Genomic DNA, 12884 nt, shown 5'->3' with positions numbered 1-12884 from the left:
GCGCCGCCCCCGCCGCCCGAGCCCGCCGCACCGGCCCGCGAGCCGCTGCTGTCGGTCTCGGTCAGCGTCTCGCTCGGCCTGCCGGTGCTCGGCGGCGAGGGCGGTGACGGCGGCGAAGGCGGTCAGGGCGGCGAAGGCGGTGGGGGCGGCGGACTGGTGGACGCCGGCATCGGCTTGGGCCTCGGCTCCAGCCTCCTGGGGTTCGCGGTGGTGCCCGGATCCATGCTGCTCGCCCGCCAGATCGTCGTCCGCAGGGTACGAAAGGGCCGCGACGCCGAAAAGTCGTGAAATGCAGGCAAAGGCGGCCGATCTCCTACTATCGTGCGTCCGATAGAGGGCGCCCTCTGGCCTGAAAAGCTCATGGCCGGAACCTGCCCTGCGCGTTCGGGGTGAGGAGAAGAGTGGCGGTATGGCGGGCCGTGACCACGCTCGCCGCCGTGCTCCTGGTTACGGCGGTGCCGGCGCAGGCCGAACCGAAACCGACGGTGAAACGGCTCAAGAAGGAGCTGTCCGCCCTCCAGAAGGACGCCGACAAGCTCATCACGGACTACTACGCCGGTCGCATCGCCCACCAGAAGGCCGAGAAGGCGGAGAAGGCGGCGCGTGAGAAGCTGGCCGCCGCCCAGGAGGTCTACGACAGTCACTCCACCAGCCTCAGAGCCATGGCCGTCGCCCAGTATGTCGGCGGCGAGCCGAGTCAGCCGGCCATGCTGACCGGCAACCGCGACCCGTCGGCGCTGCTCGACCGGATGGCGCTCGCCCAGCACCTCATCGACGTCCAGGACGCCAGGGTGCGCGGCTACGCCGAGGTCAGGAACGCGCACCGGCAGGCGAGCGCAGAGGCCGAGGCCCGCGCGAAGGACCTGCGGCGGACCGTCGAGGACCTGGGCGAACGCAGGGAGAAGGCCGAGAAACAGATCGAGAAGGTCAAGGACAGGATCGACCTGCTCTACACCGCGCCCGGGATCCGGCGCCCCGACGGGACGTGGGTGCCGCAGCTCCCCGACGGCCCCGACAACATCACCCCCAGGATGCGCCTGGTCAGGAACCTCATCGGGGACCGGTTCGAGGTGCCGTACGGAATCGGGTGCTACCGGCCGATCCAGGACGGCGGCGAGCATCCGCTCGGCCGGGCGTGCGACTTCATGCTGAGCCGGGGCGGCGCGATGCCGTCCGCGGCCGAGTTGCAGCGCGGCGACCAGATCGCCGCCTGGGCCGTCAAGAACGCCAAACGGCTCGGCATCATGTACGTGATCTACCGCCAGCGCATCTGGCACGTCGGAACGGGCTCCTGGCGCACGATGTCCGACCGCGGCGGCACCACGGCCAACCACTACGACCATCCGCACATTTCGGTCTATTGACCGGTTGGCTCAACGGGTGCTTACTGAAGGTCGCAAAGCACCCTTGATCGGAGCCTCCCCGAAAGGACCCCTCCGGTGTCGCGTGAGCGCCTCGCGTTACTGCTGGCCGTGCTTCTCTCCCTGTCGTCCCTGGTGGGACAGACACCGTCCGCCTCCGCCTCCGCCTCCGCCGCCCCCGCCGCCGAGCGGAACGGGTTGCGCGGCGACTACTACCTCGCCTCGGCGGCGGGCAGGTTCGACTTCGCCGAGCTCAAGGCGAGCGTGGTCGACCCCGACCTCGACCTGGCCGACCTGAACCCGGTGTTCCGGGAGCTGACCGGCAGGGAGGACGACGTCACCGTCCGGTGGACCGGCGAGATCGAAGTCCCGCGCTCCGAGACGTACACCTTCTCGATGATCGGCGACAACGGGTTCCGTCTCTGGGTGGACGGGCGGCTGATCATCGACCACTGGGTGGACGACTGGGACGTCGAGCAGACCGGCGAGCCCATCGCCCTGGAGGCGGGCAGGAAGTACGACGTCAAGGTCGAGTACTTCGAGCACCACGGCGGCGCCCACCTGCGGTTGCGCTGGCAGAGCCCGAGCGTGCCGAAGGCCGTCGTCCCGATGGAGGCGTTCACCGTGCCCGAGGACTTCCAGCCCCCCGGCCCCCGCGACGCCCGGCTCGACGAGGCCGGGGACGTCGCCACGCTGACGTTCGACGCGCCGCTCGCGCCGCTGCCCGAAGACGCGGCCGAGCGGCTGGCGCTCACCGTCGGCGGCGCCGCCTGGCCCGTGACCTCCGCCGTCCTGCGGACGCCGGAGACCGTGGAGCTGAAGCTGCGGCATCCGGTTCCCGCGAAGGCGGGCAACACCGTCCGCACCGCGTACGACGGCGGCGGCATCACGTACGCGGACGGCACGCCGCTGCCCGCCTACACCTACGTCCCCGTGGTCAACGCCTCCACCTACGTCCTGCGCACCCGATGGGCCGCGGAGGTCGATCCGGACGGCCCGCTGCCCGAGTACCCGAGGCCGCAGCTCGTCAGGGACCGCTGGCGCAGCCTCAACGGCACCTGGCAGTTCGCCCCCGCCGAGGAGGGAGAGGCCGCGCCCGTCGGCCGGGAGCTGCCCGAGCGGATCGTGGTGCCGTTCCCGGTGGAGTCGCAGCTGTCCGGCGTCGGGCGGCACGAGGAACGCATGTGGTACCGCAGGACGTTCGAGGTGCCTCGCACCTGGCGCGGCGAGCGGCTGCTGCTGCACCTCGACGCCGTCGACTGGCACGCCACCGTCTACGTCAACGGCGAGCGGGTGGCCGAGCACAAGGGCGGCTACGACCGCATCACCGCCGACGTGACCGACGCGCTCCGGGGCGGCGGCCCGCAGGAGCTGGTCGTCGGCGTGTACGACCCGACCGACGAAGGCGCCCAGCCGATCGGCAAGCAGCGGCTCAGCCCGAGCGGCATCTGGTACACCGCCGTCTCCGGCATCTGGCAGAGCGTCTGGATGGAGCCGGTCCCGGCCCAGCGGATCGACCGCGTGGACACCGTGCCCGACCTGCGCGGCGAGGCGCTGCACGTCACCGTCCACGGCTCACCGGGCACGGTCACCGTGATCGCCAGGGACGGCCGGCGCGTGGTCGGCACCGTACGCGGCCCGGTCGGCGAGGAGCTCCGCCTCCCCGTGCCCGACCCCCGGCTGTGGTCACCCGACGACCCCCATCTGTACGACCTGGAGGTCAGGCTCAGGAACGACCGGGTGGAGTCGTACTTCGGGATGAGATCCATCGCGGTCTCCGGCGAACGCATCCTGCTCAACGGCCGGCCGGTCTTCCAGATCGGCCCCCTCGACCAGGGATTCTGGCCCGACGGCAGCTACACGGCCCCCACCGACGAGGCCCTGCGGTACGACCTGGAGCAGACCAAGGCCCTCGGCTTCAACGCCGTGCGCAAACACGTCAAGGTCGAACCCGACCGCTGGTACCACCACGCCGACAAGCTCGGCCTGCTGGTGTGGCAGGACATGCCGTCGGCCTTCCGCACCACCGGCCGGGCGCAGTTCGAGGCCGAGCTGAAGGAGATGGTCGACCAGCATCGCAGCAGCCCGTCGATCGTCATGTGGGTGCCGTTCAACGAGGGCTGGGGCCAGTACGACCAGGCCCGCATCGCCGACCTGGTCAAGAGCTGGGACCCGTCACGGCTGGTGAACAACATGAGCGGGGTCAACTGCTGCGGCGCCGTGGACGGCGGCAACGGCGACATCAAGGACTTCCACATCTACCCGGGCCCCGGCAACCCCGGCAAGCCGTCGGGCGGCCGGGCGAACGTCCTCGGCGAGTACGGCGGCCTCAGCCTGCCGGTGGTCGGCCACACCTGGTCCGGCGGCGGCTGGGGGTACGCGGCCGAGCCCGACCCCGAGGCTCTCACCGCCCGGTACGTGTCCATGATCGAGGAGATCCGGCGGCTGCAGTCGTGCGAGCAGCTCAGCGCCGCCGTCTACACCCAGACCACCGACGTCGAGACCGAGATCAACGGCCTGATGACGTACGACCGGGCGGTCACCAAACCCGACGCCGCCCGCCTCCGCGCCGCCCACGAAGCCCTGACCACCACGAACCCGCCCTGCGACGGAACCCGGTGAGATGACTAGCGGACCCGGCCGCGGGGCTTGAGCGGCGTGCCGGGCAGGACGGGCGCGGGCAGCGGCTCGCCGTCGTACCCCTCGACGGCGCCGAAGCCCTCGCCCTCCATCCACTCCTTGCGGAAGGCGGCGATCTCGTCGTGTGAGCGGCCCACGAAGTTCCACCACATGACGATCTCCTCCTCGAACGGCTCCCCGCCGATGAGCAGCACCCGCCCGCGCCCCGACAGCCGCACCCGAGACCGCCCGGGCGGCAGGTACGTCAGCGCCCCCGGCTCCAGCTCGGCCACCTCGCCGTCGAGCAGCAGCAGCCCGTGCTCGAACCCCGGGTCCACCGGCACCTCGCACACCCCGCCGACCGCGATCTGGGCGCCCACGAGCGGGCTGTAGGCGGTCGCGGGCGAGGTGACCCCGGCCAGCGATCCCATGACGACGGTCGCCTCGAAACCCGTGCCGGACACCATCGGCAGCGCCGGATGGTGCTCGAAGCCCGGCCCGACATGGCGGTGCTCGCCGGGCAGCGCCACCCACAGCTGCACCCCGTGCAGCACGGCCTCCGGCGACTCCTCCGAGTGCGCGATGCCGCGCCCGGCGGTCATGAGGTTCAGCTGCCCGGGGCGGATCTCCTGCAGGGTGCCGACGCTGTCGCGGTGCAGCACCTCGCCCGCCAACAGCCAGCTCACCGTCTGCAGGCCCGTGTGCGGGTGCGGCGGCACCCGCATGGCGGCCCGCTGCGGCCCGTACGCGTCCACGAAGCACCACGCGCCGATCATGCGCCGGTGCACGTGCGGCAGCGTCCGGCTCACCAGTATCGCGCGCGGACCACCCAGCGGCACCTCACGCCCCGCCAGCACCTCACTGCCCGCGCCCGCCTCGGCGGCGCAGTGGATCTCCCGCGGGTCGCGTTCCAGATTGCTCACGGTAGGACTGTACGCGACCCCGCTCAGGCGGAGATCTCCCACCAGTCCTCCACCGGCGGCACGGCGGCCGTGTCGACCGCCTCGCCCGGACGAGGCACCACGATCGAGACGTCGCGCGCCTTGGCCTCGCGCCACAACCGCTCCACCGGCTCGGCCCAGGGGTGCAGGGCCAGCGTGAACGTCGCCCAGTGCACCGGCAGCAGCAGCCTGCCGCCCAGGTCGAGGTGGGCGGTGACCGCCTCCTCCGGCGTCATGTGGGTGTCGGGCCACGCGGGGCCGTACGCGCCGATCGGCATCAGCGTCAGGTCGAACGGCCCGTGCGCCGCGCCGATGCCCTTGTAGCCCTCGAAGTAGCCGGAGTCGCCCGCGTAGAACACCCGCTTGGCCGCCCCGGCGACCACCCACGATCCCCACAGGGTGTCGTTCGCCGCGAAGGAGGCCCGCCCGGAGAAGTGCCGGGCCGCCGTGGCGACGAACCGCAACCCCGCCACCTGCGCCTCCTCGCCCCAGTCGAGCTCGACGATCCGGTACGCCGGCACGCCCCACCGCTCCAGGTGCGCCCCCACACCCAGCGGCACCACGAACGGCGACTTCTGCGTGTACGTCAGATGGCGCACGGTCGCCATGTCGAGATGGTCGTAGTGGTCATGGGAGATCGCGACGGCGTCGATCGGCGGCAGCCGGCCGAGCTCCACGGGCACCGGGTGGTGCCGCTTCGGGCCGACGAACTGCGAGGGGGAGACCCGGTTGCTCCAGACCGGGTCGAACAGCACCCGCTTGCCCTCGATCTCCACCAGCGTCGAGGCGTGGCCGTACCAGACGGCGCGCAGGCCGTCGGCGGGCGGCTCGTCGGACGGCGGCACCCGCAGGGGGACGAATCCGTGAGGACGGCGTCGCCTGCTGCCGGACAGCTCGTCCAGGACGCTCGTGGCCGGTCTGGGCGGGTCGGGCATGGGGTTGACGAAAGCGCCGTTCACGAACTGCGGCGAGCGCCGTATCCGCGCCGCCCGGTCCGGCCCCGTCGTCAGAGGCCGCACGCCCAGCTCGGCCGGCACCTCGCGCATCGCCCAGCCGGCCGCGGCCAGAGCAGCGCCGCCCGCGACGATCCGCCACGCGGTCCGCATTCCTGCCATCGCCCACACTCCCTGAGAGGTCTCCTTCCCGCCCTGCGGGATTCCCGATAGGTCAGGCCGTGGTGATCGCCGCGCCGCCGACGCTCGCGGCATACGGGGATGCCAGCCACGTCACCAGGGCGGCGACCTTCTCCGGCCCGACGAACCTATCGGTCGCCGGGCCGGCGCCGCCCGGCAACCCCCGGCGAAACGCTCATGCGCGGCGACCTTGACACCATGATGGCTCAGTGAATCAATTGCGGACCTGTGCGCATGATTCTCGCGACCCTGGTGGTCGCCGCCCTGGTCGCCGGGTGTTCGGACGCCCCCGCCGGCGTGTCGCCGCCGGGCGATTCCGTCCGCGTCTCGCCCACGGCCGCGACCCCCGTTTCCCCCACCCCGTCGCCGCGCGTGTCGCGGACCGCGCTGACCGTCGAGCAGGCGGCCCGGCGCTATCTGGGCATCGTGCGGCCGTACAACGTCGCACTGGAACGGCTGGAGCAGGCGATCAACGGCGGCCGGCCGGTCGCCGAGCTGCGCCGCCGGGCCGCGCAGGTCGCCACCGCGAACGAGGCGCACATCCGGCGGCTGACCGGCACCCCGTGGCCCGCGGCGGTGCGCGGGCCGATGCGCAGGCTCACCGCCGAATCCGGCAGAGCGCAACGCCACTGGCTCCTGGCCGCACGCGCCCAGAGCCGCGACGCGCTCGTCCAGCAGGTGCTGAACGCGGTCCGCCACGACGGCAAGGCCCCGGCGGCGAAGATCCGCGCCCTCCTCCACCTGGAGCGCTACGACGAGGACGACTATGCGTGAGTCAGGTGACGACGAGGGCTTCCGGGCGGCCTGCGGGGAACGCCCAGACGTGTTTGCCGGCCGCGATGAGGAGCCCGAGAGGCGCGTCCAACCCTAACTCGATCACCCGCAGGACGCCGGTGGCGGGGGAGAGGGCGAACAGATCACGGCCGCCGCCCACCAGGACGCCGTTCGCGCACACCAGGAACGGCACCGGCCCCTCAGGAGTCCCGACGAACCGGCGCGGCTCGCCCGACCAGGCCGACACCCGCCGCAGCCCCCCGCGCGCGCTGATCCACACCGAGCCGGCGCACACGGCCATGGCCCCGCGCTCCCCCTCACCGCGCTCCCCCTCACCGAGGTCCACCTCGTCCGGGCCGCCGCGGAGCAGGGTGTCGTGCCGGGAGGTCCACCACAGGCGTTCCCCCTCGACGGCGCAGCGGTCCAGGCCGGGCAGCTCCACCGGCTCCCCGAGCCGGCCGGGACCGATCAGCCTGCGGGCCAGCCCGTCGCCGACCGCCCAGATCTCGCCGCCGCCCGCCACCACCCGCCCGTCGAACGGCGCCTCCGCCGGCGGGCCGGCTCCGAACCACAGGACGCGGTCGCCGGTCGTGGCCGCCAGCGTCCCCCTGGACAGCGGGTTCGCCGCCGACAACGGGCTCGCGGGCGCCTGCCCGGCGAACGACCGGGGCACCACCACGGTCTCGGCCAGCGTGCCGGGAACGCCGGCCGTGCCGCTCACCGTCCCGGGCACGGCTGCCAGCGACCGCAACTCCGGCCCGGCTGGGAAGACGCCGCTCTCCAGGGTGTCGCCGGTCGTCAGGAAGCCTTCCCGGGCGTCGCCGCTCTTCAGGGAGACCCGCGGCCCGCCTCCATGGAGCTCCTGGGCGGGGCCGTCCTCCGGCAGGTCGTCCGGCAGCCCGTCCGGCAGCCCGTCCGGCAGGGGCTGCCGGACGGGGAGGTCGTCGCGGAGCGAGATGTCCCTGAGGAAGGTGCCCGAGGCGGTGTACGCGCGCAGCCCGCCGGGCACCGCGCACCAGACGGTGGTCCCGTCCGATGCGGCCACGCGGACCGGGCAGGGCAGACCGATCCTGGTGACGGCGATGTCCATGCGCTGACCATAAACCCGTAAGCCGGACATGACCGACATGTCGGGCGGTTCGCCGGGAGGAACCCGGGGGCGGCGTGACCGGGTGTCCGGCGGCCATGGGTGTTCGGGGCAAAGGGGTGTTCGGCGGCAAAGGGTGTTCGGCGGGCAAAGTGCGGGATCCCGGTCATCGGGTCGGTTCACCCGAGCTGAGAGCATGAGGCCATGCGTGTAGTGGTGATCGGAAGCGGCATCGTGGGGGCGGCCGCGGCCTACTACCTGAGCCGCCGCGGCGCGGAGGTGACCGTGGTCGACGGCGGGTACCCGGGCGCGGCGACGCCGGCGAGCGCGGGCATCGTCTGCCCGTGGGTCGACCACGCCGAGGACGACGCCTGGTACCGCCTGACCCGCGAGGGCGCCCGCCGCTACCCGGGCCTGGTGGGGGAGTTGGGCGAGGACATCGGGTACGCCAAGGTCGGCGCCCTGCTCGTCGCCGAGGAGCCGGTCGACCTGGAGCCGGTGCGGGGCCTGCTGCGCCGCCGCTACGACGAGGCGCCGGAGATGGGTGAGGTCACCGACGTCACGACGCCGACCGAGCTGTTCCCGCCGCTGTCCGACACGCTGAGCGCGCTGCTGGTGCCCGGCGCGGCCCGGGTCGACGGCCACGCGGTGCGCGCCGCCCTCCTGCGCGCCGCCCTGGAGGGGGGAGCCCGGATCCGTACGGGCGCCGCCCGCCTCACCCCCGCCGGCGAGGTGATCGTGCACGCGACGGCGGCCGAGGACGCGGAGGCGTGCCCCCTGCCGGAGGCGGAGACCCGCGAGGAAGCGGGGTCGTGGCGGCAGAGCCGGCCACTCGACCCGGCCGCCCCGCAGCCGCCCGCGGTCACGGCCGCCCGGCGGCTCACCGGCGAGGGCGTCCCGGTCGAGGCCGACGCGGTGATCGTGGCCGCCGGAGCGTGGACGGGCGAGGTGTGCCGGCCGCTCGGCGTCGCGCTGCCGGTCTTCCCCCGGCGCGGCCAGATCCTGCACGTCTGCATGGAGGGCGTCGACACCGCCTGGTGGCCCATCATCCTGCCCAGGAACGGCCCCTACCTGCTCGGCTTCACCGACTCCCGCATCGTCATCGGCGCGACCGTCGAGGACGTCGGCTTCGCGCCCCGCGTCACCATGGGCGGCCTCGACGAGGTGATCGAGGCGGGGCTGCGGACGGCGCCGGGGCTGTACAACGCGACGGTCGTCGAGACGCGGGTGGGCCTGCGCCCGGTGTACGCCCCCGGTCCCGCCCTCATCGGCCCCGTGACCGGCCGCGTGGTGGTGGCGACGGGCCTGAGCGCGTACGGGCTGACGGCCGGGCCCTTCACCGGCGCCATCGCCGCTGACCTGGCCCTCGGCGAAACGCCACCGATCGATATAACGCCCTACGCACCGCCAATTCCCTGAAAAATGGCCACCCTGTCCGCGAAGTGCGACAACAGGGGCACGTAACATCGGATCCCTCCCCACCGTGACACCGTGGGGAGGACGCATATGCCGCTGCTCGCACTGCTGGTCCTGATCCTGGCCGCCGCCGCGTGCGGCACCGCGCCGCCCGGGCCGCCCGGGTCGTCGGAGACTTCAGGACCTTCAGGGCCGCCGGCTTACGTCCCGCCGCCGAAGCCGCCGCCGACCCTGCCTCCGCCGCCCCCGCCGCTCGCGCCCGGGAAACGTGACCACGAGAAGCTCCGGGTACCGCACTCCGCCTCCGGCCGCTACACCGTCGTGCGCGGCGAGGCCCCCGCCAGGCCGGGCCGGGGCAAGGTGATCCGATACCTGGTCGAGGTGGAGGACGGGCTGCCGTTCGACCCGCGTTCGTTCGCCGACGAGGTGCACCGGACGCTCAACGACATCCGCGGCTGGGGCCGCTTCCGCCGCGTGGACCGCCCGCCGGTGCGGCTGCGCGTCGCCCTGTCCAGCCCTCGCCTGACCGACCGCGAGTGCAAGCCGCTGCGCACCGGCGGCGAGCTGTCCTGCTGGAACGGCCGCCGCTCGATCATCAACGCCCTGCGCTGGGCGAAGGGCGTCCGGCAGTACGGCGACGACCTCGACGCCTACCGCCACTACGTGATCAGCCACGAGGTCGGCCACGGCCTCGGCCACCGTCACCGCCCGTGCCCGGGCCCCGGCCGACTGGCCCCGGTCATGACGCAGCAGTCGAAGTCGCTGGGCCGCTGCCGCCCGAACCCGTGGCCCTTCCCGCACCGCCGCCCCGGCGACGACCGCCCGTAACCGTCGCGCCGGCCCGGGCCCCATCCCGTGGCCCGGGCCGGCGCGAATCACCGCACCGGCCCGGGCGCCGCCGCGGTCAGCGGACGGGCACCTGGGAGGCGGCCGTGCCGCCGCCGTCGCGTGCCTGCCAGCCGGCCACCACCGTCGCCCGATCGCCCACGGCGCGGGTCAGCGGCACCTCCACGGTCGTCGTCCCACGGCGGGACACCGTGACGACGCGGCTGCCCGCCGTGCCCTGGGCGTCGCGGACGAACAGATGCGCCCGCCCGGGCGCGGCGGCGCGCACCCTGACCTGCACCGCGCCCTCGGCCGCCGTGGCCGAGACGGCCTCACCCGTCCGCGCGGGCCCGGCCGCGGGGCCGGTCGGCGGCACGTGGACCCGTACCGCCTGCTCCAGCGACTGCGGCGAGTCCAGGCTGGACAGCGCGGTGTCGGGGATCACCGGCTCCGGCGGCGTCTCAGGCCGGTCGGCCGGCGGACGGTAGCCGGTCAGCGCGGCCGCACCCCACCGGTACGGGTCACCCTGCACCCCGCCCCACGTCGACCACCCGATCCGGGTCTGACCGGTCTTGTCCTGGGTGTCGGAGTCGTACACGAGGATGTTCAGCCCGAGCCGGTCAGGGTCGACGGCCCCGGGCAGGACCTCCATCGGGATCGCCATCTCCACCACGTACGAGCCCTCGGACACCGTCGAGGCCACCCGCATCCCCGGAGCGGTCTCCTCACCCGGCCCCTGCCGGTTGTCGGCGTCGCGCAGGTGGCACGGCGGCCCCTCGGCGGTCACCGGCAGCACCGCCGCCTTGAACGTCGTGGAGGTGTTCTCGGAGACGCCGCGCGGGTCGACGGCCACCTCCACGGAGTCGGTGCGCCAGTGGCGCTTGCAGTCGGAGGCGTCCAGGCGCGTGCCGAGCACGTCGTCCCTGACGTGGACGACGAGGAACAGCGTGTCGTCGTGCCAGGCGGCCTTGGCCGTGCCGGAGCAGTCGGCGGCCGACGAGCACGCGCTGCCCTCCCACAGGCGGGAGACGTCCAGGGCGGGCCCGGCGTACTCGCCCTCGCCCTCCCTGCCGTCCACGGCGGGCGCGGCGGCGGCCTCGGGCACGGTCGCCGCGGGCACCAGCTCCAGGGCCGGCCTGCTGCTGCTGGCGCCGTCCCCACTGGTGACGGTGATCGTGTAGGCGTAGTCGCCGCCCTCGTTGGACGTCTTCAGCGACGGATCGGAGTTCGTCACCGTGAACGGCACCGTCGTCTCCGCCCCGGGGGCGAGGTCGCGGTACGGGGCCTCGGCGCGGTCGGCGGTGAACCCGGCGGGCAGCTCCAGCCGGACGGCGCCGGACTGCGCGGCGTCGCTGACGTTCGCGACCACGACGCCGATCTCGCGGCTGCCGCCCGAGGGCAGCGTGAGCACCGGCGTGACCAGCCCCCGCAGCTGCGGGACGCCCACGTCGGCGGTCCACTCCTCGTACTGGGCGACCTGGGGGAGCGGCTGCTGCGCGGCCCGCACGGCGGGGCTGACCTCGACCTGCCGGTCGGTGTGGCCGTGTCCCCGCTCGGTGGTGAGCGCCGCCGCGATCCTGGCCCGCCCGGTGGCCCCCTTCGGCGGCGTCACTGTGAACGTGGCCGACCGGGTACGCCCGGCGGCGAGCCGCCCCAGGTCACGGGAGTCCTGCTCGACGCGCCAGCCCTCCGGCAGGCGCAGCGCGACCGACGACCGGCCGAGCGGCTCGCGCGGCGGCGCCGTCACGCTCACCTCCACCTCGAACGGCGTGCCGGGCCGCACGTCGAACGCGCCGGTCTCCAGGGTGAGCAGGGTGCCGAGCGGCGTCGTACCGCCGGGCCTGGTCAGCGAGCCGTCGAGGATCGCCGTCGGCGCGGCGGCCGCGGGGGTGCCCGGCTCGGGGAACGGCACCCGCGCGTCCACCTGCGTGAAGAAGTCACAGCCGAGCCGCGCCGGGTCGGCCGGCACGTCCGGGAAGGACGCCCAGCCCTGCGAGGCGTACGTACGCTGCGCCGCACGCTCCACGGCCGCCCACGTCGTGCCCCGGCTCGCCGACGCGCGCCCGCTCCACACGCCGAACACGTTCTGCGCCGGGTTGGCCGGCCGGAAGGTGGCAGCGCAGTCGGGCCCGGTCTGCGAGGTGCCGCGCGCCCCGCCGGTCAGCACCCGGGCCGGCGCGAACGGCTTCAGCCCCTCCCCGCTGATCTGCTCGGGGAACGCCTTCGGGTCGGCCGCCGCGTAGAACGCCGCGACGGCGAGCCGGGCCGCCTCCTGGTGGTTGCCGTGGTTGCCCGGCGTAGGCGCCGGGTCCATGGTCAGCAGGATCTCGGGCCTGGTCTGGCGGACGACCCTGACGACCTTCTCCAGCGTGTCGCCGCCCCACACCTGGTCGGTGAGCGGCGCGCTCACCGTGTAGTAGAAGTCGACGTCGTCCAGGTTGAACACCTCGGTCACGCCGGCCTTGCCGACGGCCTCGCGCTCCTCGGCCTCGCGCAGCAGGCCGAGCGCCGGGCCCTCCTCCGGGCCGACCGCGTTGCCGCCGCCCTCGCCGCGCGTGACGGTGATCACGCCGGTACGCACGCCGTGCTCCTCGTTCCACTGGCCGAGCGTGGACAGCGTGGACGCCTCGTCGTCGGGATGGGCGCCGACGAACAGCGCGTCGAGGTCGACCGGCGCGGCGCGCCCGCCGGCGGGCTTCACGGCGGTCTCATGGGCGGGCTCATGGGC

At 74.0% G+C, this 12884-nt stretch carries 9 protein-coding genes and 1 pseudogene; 6 read left to right on the top strand and 4 right to left on the bottom strand.

What is annotated here, in order from left to right; translation table 11 throughout:
• From E1286_RS48510 to E1286_RS41355, 3 genes and pseudogenes are all read left to right on the top strand, one after another.
• A pseudogene (locus tag E1286_RS48510) lies at window positions 1–288 on the top strand (hypothetical protein); the annotation flags it as partial.
• A gap of 113 nt (window positions 289–401) precedes the next feature.
• Window positions 402–1364, top strand: coding sequence for a coiled-coil domain-containing protein (locus E1286_RS41360; protein WP_132621887.1), 963 nt, complete (start codon window positions 402–404; stop codon window positions 1362–1364).
• A 75-nt stretch (window positions 1365–1439) separates the two neighbouring features.
• On the top strand, window positions 1440–3983 hold the full coding sequence (locus E1286_RS41355) for a PA14 domain-containing protein (RefSeq protein ID WP_132621885.1): 2544 nt from the start codon (window positions 1440–1442) through the stop codon (window positions 3981–3983).
• Window positions 3984–3988: 5 nt separating this feature from the next.
• Here E1286_RS41355 and E1286_RS41350 read toward each other — a convergent pair whose 3' ends face one another.
• Together E1286_RS41350 and E1286_RS41345 are read right to left on the bottom strand one after the other, a co-directional pair.
• On the bottom strand, window positions 3989–4903 hold the full coding sequence (locus E1286_RS41350; protein WP_132621883.1) for a pirin family protein: 915 nt from the start codon (window positions 4901–4903) through the stop codon (window positions 3989–3991).
• 23 nt (window positions 4904–4926) lie between these two features.
• Window positions 4927–6036: an MBL fold metallo-hydrolase gene (locus E1286_RS41345; protein ID WP_165970149.1), complete on the bottom strand. Its 1110-nt coding sequence runs from the start codon at window positions 6034–6036 to the stop codon at window positions 4927–4929.
• Between the two features lie 252 nt (window positions 6037–6288).
• Between E1286_RS41345 and E1286_RS41340 the strand changes: the two genes are divergently transcribed.
• Window positions 6289–6828: a hypothetical protein gene (locus E1286_RS41340; protein WP_132621881.1), complete on the top strand. Its 540-nt coding sequence runs from the start codon at window positions 6289–6291 to the stop codon at window positions 6826–6828.
• 1 nt (window position 6829) lies between these two features.
• Here E1286_RS41340 and E1286_RS41335 read toward each other — a convergent pair whose 3' ends face one another.
• The gene (locus tag E1286_RS41335; RefSeq protein ID WP_132621879.1) at window positions 6830–7918 is read right to left on the bottom strand and encodes a hypothetical protein; all 1089 of its coding nucleotides are present in this window, start codon (window positions 7916–7918) and stop codon (window positions 6830–6832) included.
• 201 nt (window positions 7919–8119) lie between these two features.
• On the opposite strand from E1286_RS41335, the gene E1286_RS41330 reads away from it, so the two are divergent.
• Both E1286_RS41330 and E1286_RS41325 read left to right on the top strand, forming a co-directional pair.
• Window positions 8120–9334, top strand: a complete 1215-nt coding sequence (locus E1286_RS41330) for an NAD(P)/FAD-dependent oxidoreductase (RefSeq protein ID WP_132621877.1) — start codon at window positions 8120–8122, stop codon at window positions 9332–9334.
• Between the two features lie 87 nt (window positions 9335–9421).
• Complete coding sequence (locus E1286_RS41325; protein ID WP_132621875.1) at window positions 9422–10159, top strand: DUF3152 domain-containing protein; 738 nt, start codon at window positions 9422–9424, stop codon at window positions 10157–10159.
• 76 nt (window positions 10160–10235) lie between these two features.
• Here E1286_RS41325 and E1286_RS41320 read toward each other — a convergent pair.
• Window positions 10236–12884: sugar-binding protein (locus E1286_RS41320; RefSeq protein WP_132621873.1), on the bottom strand; the 2649-nt coding region annotated here is incomplete at its 5' end.

The sequence above is a fragment of the Nonomuraea terrae genome (assembly GCF_004348995.1).
Classification (GTDB): domain Bacteria; phylum Actinomycetota; class Actinomycetes; order Streptosporangiales; family Streptosporangiaceae; genus Nonomuraea; species Nonomuraea terrae.
This window is presented reverse-complemented; position numbering and strand designations above follow the sequence as displayed.